14 protein-coding genes are annotated in these 17070 nt (G+C 64.0%); 1 reads left to right on the top strand and 13 read right to left on the bottom strand.

Features of this window, described 5'->3' with window-relative positions; translation table 11 throughout:
* Positions 1-30: 30 nt before the first annotated feature.
* From pepN to ACHHRT_RS04310, 5 genes are read right to left on the bottom strand one after another with little or no spacing between them, the layout of a single operon-like run.
* The gene (gene pepN / locus ACHHRT_RS04330; protein ID WP_395498060.1) at positions 31-2655 is read right to left on the bottom strand and encodes an aminopeptidase N; all 2625 of its coding nucleotides are present in this window, start codon (positions 2653-2655) and stop codon (positions 31-33) included.
* Between the two features lies 1 nt (position 2656).
* A complete protein-coding gene (locus ACHHRT_RS04325) occupies positions 2657-4912 on the bottom strand; it encodes a LysM peptidoglycan-binding domain-containing protein (protein WP_395498058.1) in 2256 nt (751 codons plus the stop codon).
* Positions 4909-5874, bottom strand: coding sequence for a diguanylate cyclase (locus tag ACHHRT_RS04320; RefSeq protein WP_395498056.1), 966 nt, complete (start codon positions 5872-5874; stop codon positions 4909-4911). The genes ACHHRT_RS04325 and ACHHRT_RS04320 overlap by 4 nt, the downstream gene beginning before the upstream one ends.
* 3 nt (positions 5875-5877) lie before the next feature.
* A complete protein-coding gene (locus ACHHRT_RS04315; protein ID WP_395498054.1) occupies positions 5878-6774 on the bottom strand; it encodes an HDOD domain-containing protein in 897 nt (298 codons plus the stop codon).
* Positions 6774-7109, bottom strand: a complete 336-nt coding sequence (locus tag ACHHRT_RS04310) for a hypothetical protein (RefSeq protein ID WP_395498052.1) — start codon at positions 7107-7109, stop codon at positions 6774-6776. The genes ACHHRT_RS04315 and ACHHRT_RS04310 overlap by 1 nt, the downstream gene beginning before the upstream one ends.
* 257 nt (positions 7110-7366) lie before the next feature.
* Between ACHHRT_RS04310 and ACHHRT_RS04305 the strand changes: the two genes are divergently transcribed.
* Positions 7367-7633, top strand: a complete 267-nt coding sequence (locus ACHHRT_RS04305) for an FmdB family zinc ribbon protein (RefSeq protein ID WP_395498050.1) — start codon at positions 7367-7369, stop codon at positions 7631-7633.
* Between the two features lie 83 nt (positions 7634-7716).
* Here the strand turns inward: ACHHRT_RS04305 and queA are convergent, their stop codons facing one another.
* The 8 genes from queA to ACHHRT_RS04265 form a co-directional block, all read right to left on the bottom strand.
* Complete coding sequence (queA, locus tag ACHHRT_RS04300; RefSeq protein WP_395498165.1) at positions 7717-8778, bottom strand: tRNA preQ1(34) S-adenosylmethionine ribosyltransferase-isomerase QueA; 1062 nt, start codon at positions 8776-8778, stop codon at positions 7717-7719.
* Between the two features lie 21 nt (positions 8779-8799).
* On the bottom strand, positions 8800-9000 hold the full coding sequence (locus tag ACHHRT_RS04295; protein ID WP_395498048.1) for a DUF2065 domain-containing protein: 201 nt from the start codon (positions 8998-9000) through the stop codon (positions 8800-8802).
* A gap of 70 nt (positions 9001-9070) precedes the next feature.
* Positions 9071-10474: a YncE family protein gene (locus ACHHRT_RS04290; RefSeq protein WP_395498046.1), complete on the bottom strand. Its 1404-nt coding sequence runs from the start codon at positions 10472-10474 to the stop codon at positions 9071-9073.
* 75 nt (positions 10475-10549) lie between these two features.
* Positions 10550-11869 (bottom strand): cytochrome c3 family protein, encoded by a 1320-nt coding sequence (locus tag ACHHRT_RS04285; protein WP_395498044.1) that lies wholly within the window; start codon positions 11867-11869, stop codon positions 10550-10552.
* Positions 11870-11878: 9 nt separating this feature from the next.
* Positions 11879-12988, bottom strand: a complete 1110-nt coding sequence (locus ACHHRT_RS04280; RefSeq protein ID WP_395498042.1) for a cytochrome c3 family protein — start codon at positions 12986-12988, stop codon at positions 11879-11881.
* Positions 12989-13023: 35 nt separating this feature from the next.
* On the bottom strand, positions 13024-13884 hold the full coding sequence (locus ACHHRT_RS04275) for an NHL repeat-containing protein (RefSeq protein ID WP_395498040.1): 861 nt from the start codon (positions 13882-13884) through the stop codon (positions 13024-13026).
* A 94-nt stretch (positions 13885-13978) separates the two neighbouring features.
* Positions 13979-15148, bottom strand: coding sequence for a cytochrome c3 family protein (locus tag ACHHRT_RS04270; protein ID WP_395498038.1), 1170 nt, complete (start codon positions 15146-15148; stop codon positions 13979-13981).
* Positions 15148-17067: a cytochrome c3 family protein gene (locus ACHHRT_RS04265; protein WP_395498036.1), complete on the bottom strand. Its 1920-nt coding sequence runs from the start codon at positions 17065-17067 to the stop codon at positions 15148-15150. Before ACHHRT_RS04265 ends, ACHHRT_RS04270 begins: the two co-directional genes overlap by 1 nt.
* Between the last annotated feature and the right edge of the window lie 3 nt (positions 17068-17070).

The following is a 17070-nucleotide window of genomic DNA, read 5'->3' as shown; positions in this document are numbered from 1 at the left end:
ATCCGCTCTTCCGCAAGCAAAAACCCACCCCTAGAGACTTTTGCCCACCACCTCCCGGAGATCGCGGGAGAGTTGGGAGGCGGCGGCCAAACGGGCCAGCTCACCACGCATCAGGCCCCGGCGGGGCTCAGCGTAACGTCGCCAGCGACTGAGGCGGGTGGCCAGTCGGGCGGCGACCTGGGGATTTTTAGGGTCCAGAACCAGGATCTGGTCGGCCAGGAAACGGTAGCCGGAGCCGTCGGCGGCATGGAAAGCCACCGGATTGGCGGCAAAGGAGCCGATCAGGGCCCGGACCCGGTTGGGGTTATCGATGCGGAAGGCGGGATGGGCCAGCAGCCGGCGGACCTGCTCCAGGGTGGCGGCGTAGGGCGCGGTGGCCTGCACCGCCAGCCATTTATCCATCACCAGCGGCTGGTCGCGCCAGCGCCGGGCGAACTCGGCCAGGGTCTCGGGGGCCTGGGGAGCGGCGGCATGTACCAGCCCTTTCAGGGCGGCCAGGGAGTCGGTCATATTGTCGGCCCGGCGGAACTGCTGGTGGGCCAAGTCGAAATTATCCTCCTCCCCGGTGGCCAGGAGAAAGTCCAAAGCCAGATTTTTCAACCGCCGGTTGCCAACCGGTTCGGCCCCATACCGATAAGGCTCCAGCGGGGCGGCGGCATCATGAAGCCGGCGCCATTCAGCGGCCAGAGCCAGGGCCAGATCGCGACGGACCGACTGGCGGGCCCGGTGGAGAGCCGCAACCTCAATCAATTCCATCTGCTCCGCCAGATAATCCTCGCTGGGCAGGGTCAGCAGCAGGGCGGCCAGGGTTTTGTCGGTGCCATGGGGGGAGGTTTTGCCGGCGGCCAGCTCGGCCGCCTCGGTCAGCAAACGCCGATAGGTGGCGGCATGGGAAGCGGGCAATTCCGCCGGCTCCCCTTGGTCGCCGGCCCGCTCCAGGATCAGCTTGCCGTTGAGCAGCTGGGCGGCCTCCCAGCGGGTGAAGGGGTCGGAATCGTGGGCCAGCAGCAGCTGCAACTGTTGGTCGCTGTAGGGATAATCCAGACGGACCGGGGCGGAGAAGCCGCGCAACAGCGAGGGGGTGGGTTTGGCCGCCATCCCCTCGAAAACAAACTCCTGTTCCACCTCCGTCACCTCCAGCAGGGCGGCGGTCAGCTCCCGGCCAGCGGCGTCAAGCAGCCCCACCGCCAGGGGGATATGCAAGGCCTCCTCGGGGGGCGCGTTCTGAACGACCCGCAGCCGGTAGCGGCCCCGGGCGGGCTCGAAAAAGTCGCGCACCTGCAAACGCGGGGTCCCGGGGCGGAAATACCAGCGTTTGAACTGGTCCAAGTCACGATCACCCGCCGCGGCCATGGCCGCCAGAAAATCCTCCACGGTGGCGGCGGTGCCGTCTTGGCGCTCCAGATAAAGCTTCAGGCCGCGGCGGAACCGCTCCGCCCCCAGCAGGGTGTGGAGCATCCGAACCAGTTCCGCCCCCTTTTCGTAAATGGTCAGGGTGTAGAAGTTGTTGATCTCCAGATAGGACTCCGGCCGGACCGGATGGGCCAGGGGTCCGGCATCCTCGGCGAACTGATGGTCCCGGAGCAGGCGAACGTCACCGATCCGCTTGCCCCCCGGGGAATGCACACTCTGGCTGAAGAGCTGATCCCGAAACACGGTCAGCCCCTCCTTGAGGCTGAGCTGGAACCAGTCACGGCAGGTGACCCGGTTACCGGTCCAGTTATGAAAATATTCGTGGGCGATCACCGCTTCGATCCGTTCGAAATCGTCGTCGGTGGCGCTCTCGGGCCGGGCCAGCACGTAGGCGGCGTTGAAGATATTGAGTCCCTTGTTCTCCATGGCCCCCATGTTGAAATCATCCACCGCCACGATCAGATAATGGTCAAGGTCATACTCCAGGCCGAAGGTCTCCTCATCCCAGCGCATCGCCTGCTTGAGGGCCGCCATGGCGTGGTCACACTTGTCCCGGTTGTGATGCTCCACATAGATCGCCAAAGCCACCTGGCGACCGGAGGCGGTGGTGAAACAATCATGGATGCCGGCCAGATCGCCGGCCACCATGGCAAAGAGATAGGAGGGCTTGGGATAGGGGTCCCGGAAGGTGGCATAATGACGGCCCGCCGGCAATTTCCCCCGCTCCCCGGGGTTGCCGCCGGCCAGCAGCACCGGGCACTTTTGCTGATCGGCGCTGATCGTCACCGTAAAGGGGGCCAGCACATCGGGCCGGTCGGGATACCAGGTGATGCGCCGAAACCCCTCCGGCTCACACTGGGTGCAGAAGAGGGTTCCGGAGCGGTAGAGTCCCTCCAGGGCGGTATTACGCTCCGGGTGGATGCGAGCCGTCGTCTCCAGGGTAAAACGGGCCGGGGGGTCCGGCAGCACCAGCCGGGAGCCCTCCAGCCGATAGCTCTCCGCCGACAGTTGCTGCCCATCCCGGTTGATGCGCAAAAGTTCCAGTTCTTCACCGTCCAGAATCAGGGGTTCCGGGCGCTCTCCCCCCTCCCGGGCCGGATTGCGATAAAGCTCCAACCGGGCCCTGACCAGGGCATGGTCGTCATAAAGGTCGATGGCCAACTCCACTCCGGCCACCAGAAACAGGGGCGGCCGGTACTCGGAAAGCAGCACCGGCCGCAACTCGCCGCTATTTTTTTCCACTTTAACTCCTGTCGTCCGTCCCACCCCGGGCTGCCAGTTGCGGAATCATGATTTGCTGTCCCGGCCGCAGGTTGTCCAGGTTGAGTTCGGGGTTGTATTTGCGGATCAGCCACAAAGGCAACTCAAACTGGTCGCGGCTGAGCTGCCAGATATTGTCTCCCCGCCGCACCTCATAACTCTGCGCCCCTTCCACCCGAAAGGCCGCGAAAAAATCCTCTTCCATCGCCTTATGAAACTCGTAGCGCAACTCCTCGAACACCTCCCGTTCCACCCGGTCCAAGGGGATGGTCAGCCGCTGGTCAAAACGGATGGGCCGGCTGAAGCTGAAGCCGTTGAGCCGCCGCAAATCCTGGGCCCTCACCCCCAACCAGTCGGCGTAATGCCCCAGGGTCTCCTCCACCTCCACCCGGATCGTCCCCAACCGGCGGCCATCAGCGGTTTGCCAAACCCGCTCCACCCGGATATGACCGGCCACCACCCCGGGATTGATCTCCGGCAGAGCGGCCGCGAGAACATCCTCAACAACCGGCTCCCGGGCCGGCAAGCGGCCACCGTCACCGGAAAGGGCCAGGGCTACCCGGGTCCCCAGCAGGGGGAGAACGGCCGGCGCCACCTCGCCGTCGGCTCCGCCGGACCGTTGGGCCACGGCGGCAATGGCGGCGGCGATGGCTTCATCGGTGGTTTCTCCGCCAACCCCGGGGGCGAGCCCGTTAAGCCGGGCGGAGGCCAGCATCAGGCCGCCAGCCGACATGATGGCAGGCTGTGCGGGCTCCCCGGCCTGTTCCACCGGCAGGGCCGCAACGGAGTCAGGCGAAGGCTCGGCCAGGGCCAGCTCGATTAAATCTTCATCCGGCGGGGTCGCGGCCGGCTCCAGGGGCGGCGCCGCGGCCACCAAAACCGGCGGTTCCTCCCGCGCCGGCCTGGGCTCCTTGCTGGCGGCGGCCAGGAGAATCGCCTCCTCGCCAAGCCCCGGAATCCGCAAATTCTGGCCGGCATAGATGGTGGCCCGCCGATCAAGCTGGTTGGCGGCGATCAGGGCGCTCAGGCTGACCCGGTGGCGCCGGGCAATCTGACCGGCGGTATCCCCCCGCTGCACGGTATAAAAGGCGCTGCGTTTCTGCTCGGCGGCAAAGATTTCACCGGGCAGAGCGGCGGCCAGGCGCACGGTGGCGGGGGTGTCCGGCACCCGCAGCCGGTATCCCCGGGGGAGATATTTTTCACCCCGGAACACCGGCTCGCGCAACCCGGGATTGTAACGGCGCAGGGTGGTGATCTCCAGCTGCAGATGACGGGCCAGCTCACTTAAAGGCAGATAACCGGTCAGCTCGATCTCGTGGCTGCGCCGCTCCGGCTCCCTTTGCAGGGGCCCGAAATGGCGTTCGGCGTTTTTGGCCACCTGGCGGGCGGCCAGAAATTCGGCATAGAAGTTGCGGGAGGCGAACCCGAAACGACTACCTTCATAATGCCGGAAAATGGTGGGATAATCTCCATGTTGGGCCTTGGCCCGGGCCATTCCGTTGGCTCCGTGATTATAGGCGGTGATCGCCAGGGGCCAATCCCCCAGGCGCCGGAGATTATCCCCTAACAGGCGGGCGGCGGCATGGCTGGCCCGGATGGGATCTCGCCGTTCGTCGAGCACATAGTCGATGGTCAGATACTGGCGACCGGTGGCGGGCATGAACTGCCAGATCCCCGCCGCCCCCAGGCGGCTGTAGGCCTCATAGTTGAAGGACGATTCGACGTGGGGCAGGTAGGCCAGATCTTCGGGCAATCCGTGCTCCCGCAGGATCCCCTTGATCTGCTCCAGATAGGCTCCGGAGCGAATAACCCCCTCCTGGAAACGGTCCCGCATGCCCCGCTGAAAACGGATATTGTTGGCCGCCCGCCGCAAGCGGGCAGGGGTTGGCTCGGGGCCGAAGAGGGCCTTAACCCGCCGCTCCTCGGCGTTGCGCGGCGCCCCCCCGGCGGCCAGATGGAGCAGGACGGCCCGGTAGCGTTCCCGGGCATCGCTGATCGTCCGCCGGGTGCGCTGACGGGCCGCGTTATCCCAGGTGTTTTCCACCTCCAGCACCGTGTAAACCAGGCTCAGATCGTAACTGTCATGGAGCAGGCCCTGGGTGGAGTAATAGCGGCTGTAGATCTGCTGCCAGAACTCCACGTTGGGGCGAATCTCCTCATACAGGGGAAAGGGCTCCGCCCGCAGACCCAGCGGGGCGATCAGCAAAAAAAAGAGCAAAAAGAGTGATGGCCTTTTCATGCTTTCTCCCCTGCCGCCAGCTCCCGGCTGCCGACGGATCTGTCACGTCGCTCGATCAGGTAGTTGCTGCCCTCCAGTTTTTTAACGTAGTGCTTGAGCTGGGAGGCGGCGGCGGCAATCTCGCCGGAGTGGTTATAACGGCCATCGCCGGTGGTAACCACCGCGATCGAAATGCTGAGCAGGGGAAAGCGGGTCTCCTTCTCCTGGCGGTCCAGGGCGATAAATTCGCCGGCCGCCACATCCTCGGCACTGAGGAACAGGTTACGCACCAGATTGAAATTGGTGATAATCTGGGCGCAAACCTCCTGGACCTGCTCCTCCCTGACGATAAAAACGAAGTCATCCCCCCCCACATGGCCGATAAAGCTCTCCTGGCGCGCCTTCTCCTCGATAACGTTGACGATGATCCGGGCCACCATCAGGATCACTTCATCCCCGCGGGAGAAACCGTAACGGTCGTTATAGGGCTTGAAGTTGTCGATGTCGACATAGCAGACCGCGAAGCGTTCGCCACTGGCCAGGGTTTTGCGGATCGCCCGCAGGATGGAGGTGTTGCCGGGCAGACGACTTAACGGATTGTTGTCGAAAACCCGGGCCATCCGGGCCTCGGCCAATTGCAGGCGGGCCAGGATAACCGCCGGCAAGAGGGGTTTGAGGACGAGGTCATCCACCGGATACTCATGCCAGTCCAGCTCCGGCTCCAACTCAGACTCCTCCAGGGCCAGCAGGATGGGAATGTTGGCCTTCTGCAGGCAGGAGGCCACCGCCCGGATCAGCTGGCGGTCGCCATTGTCGCCAAAACCCTTCTCCACCAGCAACAGGTCGGGGGGGTCCTCCAGCACCAGGCCCACCGCCTCCTGCAGCCGCTGACAGCCCTTGAGCTGATAGCCCTTGGCCTCCAGCAGCACCCGGCTCCGGGCGGGGAGAAAATCGGGGGTTCCCGCCACCAGCAAGCGGCTCATGGTTCACCCCTTGGCCGCCGCCGCGGCGGCCTCGGCCTTGATATCGAGACTGAACCCCTTGACATCCCAGAGTTTTTCCTCCACCTCCTCCAAGATTTCATCAAGATCGGCCGCCTTGAGATGCAGTAACTCCCAGGCCTTGGGCTGGAGAACCGGAACCCAGATGTCGCGGCCATGGCCATAGCCCAGGCCGCGAATGACAATATCGGCAAAATGGACAATGGCCGCCACCAGCGGCTCGGTGGTGGCCCGGGCCGGATCGTGATGGCAACTGATGGGCTCCACCAGCTTGGCCGGCAGGTTCCAGCTTTTGGCCAGCCAGCCCCCCACTTCGGCGTGATCCAATCCCAAGATTTCCCGTTCGGCCTCGAACCGGCTGAGCTGCCGGCTCTCCACCAGGGCGCTGATCGCCTCGCTCTCCCGGGGCAGTTCCATTTTGATCGCCACCTTGCCCAGGTCGTGGATCAAACCGGCGGTGCTGACCTCCTCGGGATCGCTGACCCCCAAACGCTTGGCCAGAACGCTGCAGACCACCGCGCAGCCCAGGGAATGCTCCCACAACTCCACATCCTGCTCCTCCATCAGTTCAAAGATCGAGGCACTGATGATCAGACTCTTGATAACACTGAAGCCCAACAGAATAATGGCGCTGCCCAAGGAACTGATCCGCTGGGGGAACCCGTAAAAAGCCGAATTGACCAGCTTAAGCAGTTTGGCCGCCAGGATATGGTCTTTACTGATCACCTTGCCCATCTGCTCGGTGGTGGTGTCGGGGTCATCGGCCATCCGGGTCAGCTTGCTGATGATCCCCGGCAGGGTGGGCAGATTTTTCACCTCGCGCAGGGCCTTGCGGATCGCTTCCCGCCGCACCTCCTGTTCCGCGGCCACCGTCGGAGCCATCACGATCCCTCCGATTTCGCCGCCGGCTGGGGACGGCGGGAGGCGATCAGCCGTTCCTGGATCCGCTTTTTCAGGTAGAGCAGTGGCTTGATATGGCGAACCTTGCTGAAGCGGTTTTCAACATCCAACAGCTCCTCCTTGAGGCTTTTGGCCCCCTCCTCCACCACGGGGTGTCCCTCCACCGTGATATGGCTGATATCCATTCTCCTGAAACGCTCGATGATCGCGGCCGACAGAGCCGTGCCCTTGCCGCAGAGAATCCGGTTGTCGCCGGTTTCCACATCCTTGGCCAGCACCATCCCCTCGGCCGCCTGGGCAATCGCTATCTGTTGCACATCTCCTCCATGTAGCGTCAAACCCCCGGTGGAAACTAAATTCCAGCTCCCCGCATTGACAGATTGCCCAAGCGGCATTAAAGTGCGCTGTGGCTGGGGGGTTAACCTCCCAACCATACAGCGTTACTCTTAACACAACCGTTGTTCTCCACTTACATAATTGATTTTTTTGTCGTGGTCATCCTGAAAAGAACCACCTGTGGTAAGGATGCAACAAAGGCAAAAAAAGCGCAACCGCAAGATAAGGAGTTGCCGTCATGCCGATCTATGAGTACGAATGCCAGGCCTGTCAAAAAATTACCGAAACCCGGCAAAGCATCAATGATGCTCCCCTGAGCACCTGCCCGGAGTGCGGCGGCCAGGTGAGCAAAATCATCTCGCAAAGCTCCTTCGCCCTAAAGGGCGGCGGCTGGTACGCCGATGGTTACAGCAGTGCCGGGGCCAAAAGCTGCGCCACCGGCGGTTGTCCGGCCGCCGGTACCAGTTCCCCCTGCAAAGGGGCCGCCACCGCCTGCGGCTGCTGAGACCCGGTTCGGCCTTCGACACGCCCGGCGCAAACCATAACGTGACGTCCCGACTTGGCCGCCGGCAAGGGCCAAGCCGGGCCTTAGCCGATGATGGCCATGGCGTCGCCGTAGCTGAAGAAGCGGTAACGCTGGGCCACGGCGTGGGCGTAGGCCGCCATGATTCGCTCCCGCCCCGCCAGGGCGCTGACCAGGAAGAGCAGTGACGACTTGGGCAGGTGAAAATTGGTCAGCAGATTGTCCACCACCCGGAAACGGTAGCCGGGATAGATATAAAGCCGGCACCAGCCGCCGCCGGGCCGGACCAACCCCCCAGGATCGGCGGCGGCCTCCAGCGCCCGCACCGAAGTGGTTCCCACCGCCCAGATCCGACCGCCGGCCGCCCGGGTCCGGTTGACCAGCCCGGCATTTTCCTCCGAAATGGCAAAATGTTCGGCGTGGATGGCATGCTCGCGGATATCCTCGGCCCGCACCGGCGCGAAGGTGCCATAGCCGACATGGAGGGTGATCCGGGCCAGCCCCACCCCTTTGGCCGCGATGGCGGCCAGCAACTCCCGGGTGAAATGCAAGCCGGCGGTGGGGGCGGCCACCGCCCCGGTGACCGCGGCATACACCGTCTGATAACGCCGGCGATCCGCCGCCGTCTCCGCCTCCCCGCGCCGGATATAGGGGGGCAAGGGCATCCGCCCGTGGCGACCCAGGCAGGCATCCAGCCCCTCACCGCCGCAGCGCAAGATCACCCGCACCTTGCCCCCCTCCCCCACCTCCGCCACCTTTGCCTGCAACTCATCACCAAAAAGCAACCGCTGGTCCAACCGCGGCCCCTTGGAGCTTTTCAGCAGCCCCCAGGCGGTGAAATCACTCTCCGCCAAGGGCTGGGGATACTCCAACAGCAGCAGCTCAATCCGGCCGCCACTCTCCTTACGGCCCAGCAAACGGGCGGGAAAAACCCGGGTATCGTTAAAAACCAGCAGATCACCGGCCGAGAGCAGTTGGAGCAGCGCGGGAAAGTTTCGGTCCGCCAGGGTGCCCCGGGAGCGATCCAGCACCAGCAGCCGGGAGGCGTCACGGTTGGCGGCCGGCCGCTGGGCAATCAACTCCGGGGGCAGGTCATAGTCGTAGTCGGTCAGGGAAAAGGACAAAATGGGATTCCGGTTGGGGGTCAATCAGGAAAAGAGGTTGGTGCGTCGAGCCAGATAACAAAGCAGCAGCCCCAGCCCCAGCATGACCAGGCCGATCTTGCGCATGGTGGCGGGATTAAGCTGCTGCAGCTGGCTCAGCCAGCGCTGCATCGCTTCGGGAAAGGCGGCGTAGGGCAACCCCTCCACAATCAACAGCAAACCGATCAGGGATATCAGCAGTTCCATGGCGGCATCCTACCCGCTGCCCCGCTTCGGCGCAACTCGGAAGAGGGGAGCAAAGCGCCGGTCACTCCCGCTATTTGATCACCAAAAGATGCTCGGGCCGGGTCCCCAGTTCCAGTTGCCCCACCACCCGGTTGGTGGCCTGATCGATGATCGCCAGGTTGCCGGTGCCCTGTTCCGCCACGTAAACCCACCGGTTCTGGGAGGAGATGGCCATCTCCAGGGGCAGGGCTCCCACCGGAATCTCCCGCAGTACCCGCTGCTGGCGGGGGGCCAGCAGGGAGACCGTGCCGGCCCGATGGTTGCTCACGTAGATCCGCTCACTATCCCCCACCAGCCGGCGGGGCATGAAACCGGTATTGACCCGGGCGCTGGCCCGACCGCTGCGCAGGTTGAAGATCCCCACGGTGTTGGCCCCGCTTTCCGCCACGTAAAGATAGTCGCCCTGGGCCAGCAGGCCGTCGGGGCCGCTGCCCACCGCCAGAACCTCCTTCACCGCCAGGGTTTCGGGGTCCAGCAGGTAAACCTCCTGGGAGAGAGCGGAAGCAACCGCCAGCAGCCCCCAATCTTCCACCAGCACCAGCCCCCGGGGTTTGTAACCCAAACGTACCCGCTGGTCCAGGCCGCCGCGCAGCAGATCCAGCCGCAGCAGATCATCCCCCCCCTCATCCAGGATGTAGGCCCAGAGGCCATCGGAACTGATACGAAGGGCCGAGGGGTTGCTGACCATGGGGATACGGATCCGGTCCACCTCCCGGCTGGTGGCCGCCTCCACCACATGGATCACCCCGCTTTGGGCGGCCAGCACGTAGAGGAGTTCGCGGCGGGCATCGAAGGCCAGCCGGGTGGGGCCGCCGGGGATGGCCAGGGAGCCACAGACCCGGTTATGATCGGTGCGCAGCAGAAAAATGGTGTTGAGCTCGGGCGCGCTGACGTAGGCCAGATCGGCCAGCAGGGGCATGGCCTGGTCCTGGACCACCAGGGCGGGAACCAGGAAGGCCCGATCCCGCAACGAATCCTCGGTTTTCCAGGCCAGAAAGAGGGTGCGGCTCTCGCCGCCCCGCAAACGGAAATCCCCGGGCAAGGGCAGGAGCTGCTCCGGCTCGGGGGTGGCCAGAAAGAGCTTCTCCTGACCGCGCAGCCGGGCCGCTCGGCCGATGCGCAGGCGCAGCCCGTCATAGACCCCGGCCGGCACCACCCCCCGGGCCAGGAAGCGCTGTCCCTCCCCAATCTCCGGGCCGGCCAGCTCGGCCGGCTCCCGGACCAGGGTCAGGGGCACCACCAACTGTTCCCCCACCAGCTCGATCTCCGTCACCTCCATCCACAGCCCCAGGGAGTCGGGTTGATCCAGATGGAGAAAGAGCGAAAGCAAAGCCTCGTTCTCCCCGGCCGGCCGCTCCAGGGCCAGTCCCTGCAAGCGGCCCGGGGCCGAGGCCTGGCAACCGGCAAGGAGGAGCAGGGCAAGGAGAAGACTCATCCCGCATAAAACCAAAACTTCGCCGATCCTCTGTTCTTGCTGCCAAACTGGCTTCATCATCTCATTTTTCCGATATTAAAATGTCTTCTGCACACCATATAGAGTTGTATTAAAGAAGTTTGAAAAGTTGTCAAACGCCCACTGGTCTGTGGCGCCATGGAAGTGACACTCACCACATGCAATTGGATTATTTGCCGGTTGTCCGCCATGACAACCACCCGTGCCACCCACGCAGCTGGGAGAAGGATAGGGGGCCCCCGCATCATCGTGATGCATGGTTTTCATGGCGTTCCCGCGCCCCACCCCGGCGTGGCAGCGGGAACAAAGATCGATCATGTCGTGGGTGCCGGTGATAACGCCGGCCAGGTTCTGACCATTGACCCGCCGGCGGATCAGCATGATATTCTCTGAGCCATGGGGTTCGTGGCAATCCAGGCAGGCAAGCACCAGGTTGGACTTGCCGGCGGCGGCGGTATTATAGGGTTCGTTAAAATAATCTCCGCCGTCCCGCGGGGCAGTACCGTGCTTATCATAACTCCAGTCAATGGGATCAAGGTTGCGCCCGAGATTGGTGCTGTAAATAAATTCATCGCTGCTGCTGTGGCAGTCGGTGCAAAAGCCCACGTAATCCGGGGTCTTGCTGCCGTCGGTGACCGCATCGCCCGCAGGCTCGCGCACACTGGCGCTCGCGGCATAGGGAGCTTCATACTGGTTGGGGTAGGCTGTGGAGATCAGCTCGCTCTCCCCCCAGAGATTGAAATGGTCGCTGGGCTTGGAGATGGCCGACTGGGTGGGGATGTTCTCCCGGTTGCGCTTGGCCAGATGGGGGTTGTGGCAGGCGTTGCAGGGATTGCTCTCCGGTCGGTACCAAGGGTAGGCGGCGGGCCGGTCCAGGACAAACTGGTGGATATCTTTGAGGTTATGATAGGAGTTCGAGTTGAAGGCGGCCATGATCGAGGTGGGGCCGGTACCGGTGGTGGCCCCGCCAAAGGTGGCGCTGTAATCGGCATTCTCCACCACTTGCACCGAACCGAACTGGTTGTGGCAATAAAAACAGAAGTTGTCCGACTCCAGATAGGGATTGCTGGCGGCGGTGGTGTTGAAATTGCGGGCAAAGAGGGTGAAGGGCGAAGCGCTGCCCCCCACCGGGTCCGGTTCACTCCCATCCAGACTGGCATGCATCTCGTGGCAGTGGGCGCAGTTGCCCCGGGCGTAGCCCTCCATGGCGCCCCGGGAAACCCCGTAGGCCGAGCCATGGGCCGAACCGGTATATTTGCCCCCGGCCACCGAAGCCGGCAGCAGCAGCCCGATCAGCCCCGCCGCCAGCAGGTTCTGCCAGCGCAACAGGGATGAGGGTGATTCGGAGACCGGGGCGGCACGTCTAAAGATCTGCATGGGGCAACCTCAATCTTTATGGGTGTGGCAGACGGCACAACCGTTGAAGGCCGGCCCGCCGGTGTGGGAATCGGTCCCCGGCCAGTCCCGGTAGCCCCAGCGCAGCATGGCCGGGTAGGGCGAACCATGGGCCCGATGGCAGGAGATGCAGGAGACCACGTCCGAGCCGAGATTTATCTCGGTGAAGTTCTGGTCAGCGGCGGATACGCTCTGGCGGGACACCGGCACCAGGGGATTATAGGTGGTATAAGCGGCGAACTCCCCGGAATTGGGAATCACCACATCGTTGGGATGATAGAGCCAAACCCCGCCAGCGGCCATATTTTCATGGAATTCACCGTGGCAGCCCACACATTTCTGATTGATGGAGCCGGTGTGCATGAAGTCGGTGCCGTTATAGGGGCCGATGGCCCCCTGATAGGTGTTGTGCCGGCCGGCGGCCGGATTCTGCTCCCAGTTGGGATCGGAAATTCCCTTCACCCCGCTGGAGGGGGGATTGTCACCCAGCCGGGAGAGCATGGTGGAGCCCAGAAAGCGATACCAGCCCTCCTCCATGCCGGCCACCACCGCGCTGCCGCGGGCATGGTGCTGGGGGACATGGCAGCCCAGGCAGCCGCTGTACTGGGTGTCCAGGCTGCCATGACAATCACTGGTGCTGCAGCCACCTACCCCCGCCGGAGCCCCGGGCGCGGTGCTCAACCGCGAATCAGACGAGGAAATACCATGGACGTTGTGGCCGTACTCATCGCCCAGATTGGCCACCCAGTAAAAGTTGCCCCCCGCCAGGGCCGAGGCGGAGGAGCCGTCGGGGGGATAGGTGGGCTCCATGGTGTTATAAACGATGGGCACCCGGGTCTCCGGGCCCAGATTGGCGATGGTGGCGTTGCTGGTATTGGTGTGGCAGCCGACGCAGTCGGTTTTGAGCAGCCGGTTGTAGGGAGTGGTCTCCGCCCGCAGGGTCCCGTCGGGATCCCGGCTGAAGGCCATGGTCACCCCATCCTGGCTGTTGTGCATGGTGTGGCAGTTGGCGCAGGGCCCACTGACCCCGGCCCGCCCCGGAGCGGCGACGACCAGCGTCAGCAGCAAAAGCGCTCCCACAACGATCCGATCTACCATCATCCACCTCCTTGCCACAAGTCAGCCGCCGCCATCCCCTAACGCCGGAACACCAGCACCCGGCTGTTACCCTGATCCACCACGCAAAGCCGGCCCCAGGGGTCGAAACGCAGCTCCCGGGGAAAATAGAGATGCTGACGGCCATGCCCCTTGCTCAGAAAACGGTAAAGGTACTCCCCGTTGCGGCCATAGACCACGATCGAGCCCCGATGCCGGTCCAGCACATAGACCGTTCCGGTCTGATCCACCGCCAGGGAGACGGGAAAGGAGACCTCCGCCACCGACCAGGGGGCTCGACTGCGGCCATCGGCTCCCACCGTAATGATCTGCCGGTTCTGCTGATCCAGCAGCCAGACCCGGTTGTCCGCCACGGTGAAGTCCACCAGATTGCCGAACCCCGGGGGCAACTCATAGGTTCCCACCACCTTCAGCCGCTGGTCAAGCCGCAACACCCGCCCCGAAGCCCGGTCCAGGAGGTAGAGTTCGCCGTCGGCAAACTCCAGCCGGTCGGCGAAGATCTCCTTGCCCTGGTGGCTCAGCACCACCGGTTCGGTGGTCCGGCGCTGGAGGTCGATCCTGGTCAGGCTGTTGCGCCCCCGCTCCACCACCAGCAGGGTGCCATCGGCCAGCCTGGCCATGTGGTGGGGACGATGCAGATTGCCATCAGCGGTGAAATCACGCAGATAGTTACCGTCACGGTCGAAGGAGACCAGCCGATTGTCGCCGCTGGCCACCACGTAGTAGCGTTCCCGTTCCCCGTCGACGTACAGGGCCATGGGCATGGCGATGCTTTTATCCTGACCCTTGAGGATAAAGGCCAGCTGCCAGGGGGAGCGGGCGCCGCCCCCGCCGGCGGTCGCGGCCCAGAGCAGAGCCGGCAGGGCCAGCAGCAGCAGCACTCCCCACCCGATTATGTTTTTTTTAACAACTCTCTTTTTGGCCATCGGTCTCACTACCCCACTCCCTCGGTCCAAGTCGTTGATGATCAACTGTTCAATAGTCACGATGACACTGCACGCACAACTCCTTCCTGCCGCTCAACACCAGATGAAAGCGATAATCGGTACCCATGGGATCATGGCAGGTAACGCAGGTCATATTCTGGCCGGTGCGATGATCGACCACCTCCTCGCCCACGGGATGGCTGAATTCACCCTGGGTGAGATGGCAACGGGAACAGACCTGATTGCCGTCGGCCCGCAGCATGGCCACCCGCTCCGAACCGTGCACCTCATGGCATTCGGTACAGGATGCGTACAGGGGATGCCGGTGCAGACTCTCCTTGCCCCGGGCGAAGGTGTCGGTATGACAGCCCTGGCAAACCTTGTTACCGGTCATCCGAAGCATCTTGCGGTCATCGCCGGCATGGGGGCTGTGACACTGGGTGCAGCCGTTGTGGGCCCCGGCAATCATGTGGTTATAGGGTCTGAGCATGCTTTCCCGGATGGAGGGGTGACAGGAGAGGCAGGTTTCGCTACCCACCGCCGGCTGCTGGTGGCAGGAAGCGCAGTTCCGCTGAGCAAAGGGCTGATGCAGATGACGGCGCAGCAGGCCCTTCTTCTCGCCCCCGTGGGGATGATGACAGGAGAGACAGTTGGTGAGTTCGCCGGGAAAACCGCCATGGCCGGGCCGATTTTTAAGGTCCCGGTGACAGGAGAGACAGAGGTCGTCCGCTTGATTTTTCAGCAGATTGCCATGCTTGCTCTGGTGGGGCTGGTGACAGGTGGTGCAGCGCCCCTCGCCGAAGGGGGCATGGCTGACCGGCCACTGCCGCTCCAACTGCTGATGACACTCAAAACAACCGGCCGCCGACTCCCGGCGCAGCAGCCCCGGCTGCTCGGCCCGGTGGGGGGCGTGGCACTCCAGGCATTTGCCCTCCCGCACCGGCTGATGAACCTCCCCCTGGCCGAACTCAACCCGGGAGCGGCGATGGCAGCCATAGCACAGCTCGGCCCCCTGCTGCTGCAGCAGACCGGAAAATTTGGCGACATGGGGATTATGACAGGAGCCGCACCCCCCCTGGGCCACCGGACCATGGACATATTTACCGCTGAAGTTGGCCCGGTCATGGCATTCGAAACAGACCTCCTGGGCCAGGGCCGTAACCGCCAGCCCGGCCCCCAGCAGAGCGGCCGTGGCAATCATCATCAACAGGCGCCGCATCAGTTCTTCCTCCCGGGATGACAGCCGATACAGCGGCCCTGCTGGAACGGGGCGTGCTGCACCGGGTAGAGAAGCCCGGTTTCCGGAGCTCCGTGGGGATCATGGCAAGAGAGGCAGGAGCGCCCCGAGGGGACCACCCCGCCATGTTTTTCCACAAATTGCCGGCCATCGACCTGATGACACTCCAGGCACAACCCCTCCCGGCTGGTCTTCAGCAGGGCCGATTCGTCGCCCCCATGGCCCTGATGGCAAAGACCGCAGTCCTGGCGGGCCGGGGCGTGGGCGATGCCATCCTGCCAGTGGCTCGCCACCTCCTGGTGGCAGCTGAGGCAAAGATCGGGGCTGGGCCGGAGAAGATGCTGGGGTTCGCCCGAACCGTGGGCCAGATGGCAGGCGGCGCAGTTCAGGGCGGCCAGCGGTTCGTGGAGATGGGGTTTCTGTTCCAGTTGGCGACCAACCTCGAGATGGCAGGAGAGACACAGCTCACCCGGGCGCGCCTTCTGGACAAAAGCGTGGTCGCCGGCATGGGGGGCATGACAGGTGAGACAGGCCCCCTGGACGAAGGGGGCGTGCCCGGGCCCACCAATTTTGTCGGCCAGGCTCCGGTGACAGGAGAGACAGAGCTGGCCGTCGCCGGCGCTTTGGGTAAGTAAAGGTTGATGCCGAGCCTGATGGGGATTGTGGCAACGGCTGCACTCGCCGGCGGCAAAGGGCCGGTGCAGGCTGTAGCGGGCCAGGTCCTCATCGATCTGGCGGTGACAATCCACGCACACCTCGCCGTCACGCTTAACCAGGAGGGCTTTTTCCCGGGACTGGTGGGGCAGATGACAAACCGAGCAGTTGTTGGCCGCCGCCGGGGGATGGGCCCCGGCTCCCCCGCCATACTGGTTACGATCGTGGCACTGGGCGCAGAGCGGTCCCGGCTGTTCCTTGAGGGAATTAAGCTCGCTCTGGCCATGACCCAGATGGCACTCCAGACAACCGCCCTCCTTCACCGGCTGATGGATGCTCCGGGCCCGCTGATCATCGCCGACCTCATGGCACTGGAGGCAGAGCTCCTTGCCGGGGCCGGAGAGCAGGGCTGGTTCTTCGCTGGCGTGAACGTTATGACACTGGCTGCACTCGCCCGCCTCCACCGGGGCATGCTGCCTGGGAGCGGCGGCCGGTGGGCGGGGGTGGCACTGCTGGCAGAGCCCATCGGCGGCCTCCAGCGGCGCGACCAGCTCCGGAGCGGAACCGGGATGGCAGCTGCCGCACTGCCCCGCCGCCACCGGCCGGTGGACCACCGCCCGGAGCAGGCCGTCATCCTCGGTGCTGTGGGGATTATGACAGGCCAGGCAGTTGCTGTTCAACAGGTAACCCCGATGGGCCGCGATGATGGTGGCATCCTCTTGATGGCACCCCTGGCAGAGGGTGTCCGCCGCCTGGACCAGCAGGGATGAATGAGCGCCCTGGTGGGGATCATGACAGGCCACGCAGTTATCGTTTATGGGGGCATGAACCAGCTTTTTCTCAAAGTTGGCCCGATCATGGCAGTCAAAACAGAGCGTTTTCTCCTCCTGGTGCAACAGGGCGGGCTGGGCGGCGTTATGACTGGCATGGCAGGCGGAGCAGTTGCCCGCCGCCAATGGCTCATGGACCGCCGCCGCGACCGGATCGGGAGCCTTGTCCTGGTGGCAGCGCCGGCACAATTCGCTTTTCTCCTGGCGGAGAAACATGCCGCCGATGATGCCGTGGGGCAGATGACAGGCATCGCAGCGCCGCTCCCGCACCGGCTTATGCACCACCCCCACCTGGTAGCGGGCAGCCAGCTCACCATGGCAATCCACACAGGTGCGCCGGGTGGACGCATCGGTGGCAACCTCCTTGACACAGGCGGTCAGCATGAGCAGGCCCGCCACCATTACCAATAAGTTCAAAGT

Origin of the sequence: Desulfurivibrio modestus, assembly GCF_044068625.1 — a bacterium.
Lineage (GTDB): Bacteria > Desulfobacterota > Desulfobulbia > Desulfobulbales > Desulfurivibrionaceae > Desulfurivibrio.
This window is presented reverse-complemented; position numbering and strand designations above follow the sequence as displayed.

Bases quoted from the DNA above. Each gene is read 5' to 3' on its own strand.
- ACHHRT_RS04325 (WP_395498058.1), bottom strand. From the start codon at position 4,912: ATGAAAAGGCCATCACTCTTTTTGCTCTTTTTTTTGCTGATCGCCCCG.
- ACHHRT_RS04290 (WP_395498046.1), bottom strand. From the start codon at position 10,474: ATGAGTCTTCTCCTTGCCCTGCTCCTCCTTGCCGGTTGCCAGGCCTCG.
- ACHHRT_RS04295 (WP_395498048.1), bottom strand. From the start codon at position 9,000: ATGGAACTGCTGATATCCCTGATCGGTTTGCTGTTGATTGTGGAGGGG.
- ACHHRT_RS04270 (WP_395498038.1), bottom strand. From the start codon at position 15,148: ATGCGGCGCCTGTTGATGATGATTGCCACGGCCGCTCTGCTGGGGGCC.
- ACHHRT_RS04305 (WP_395498050.1), top strand. From the start codon at position 7,367: ATGCCGATCTATGAGTACGAATGCCAGGCCTGTCAAAAAATTACCGAA.
- ACHHRT_RS04315 (WP_395498054.1), bottom strand. From the start codon at position 6,774: ATGGCTCCGACGGTGGCCGCGGAACAGGAGGTGCGGCGGGAAGCGATC.
- ACHHRT_RS04320 (WP_395498056.1), bottom strand. From the start codon at position 5,874: ATGAGCCGCTTGCTGGTGGCGGGAACCCCCGATTTTCTCCCCGCCCGG.
- ACHHRT_RS04285 (WP_395498044.1), bottom strand. From the start codon at position 11,869: ATGCAGATCTTTAGACGTGCCGCCCCGGTCTCCGAATCACCCTCATCC.
- ACHHRT_RS04280 (WP_395498042.1), bottom strand. From the start codon at position 12,988: ATGATGGTAGATCGGATCGTTGTGGGAGCGCTTTTGCTGCTGACGCTG.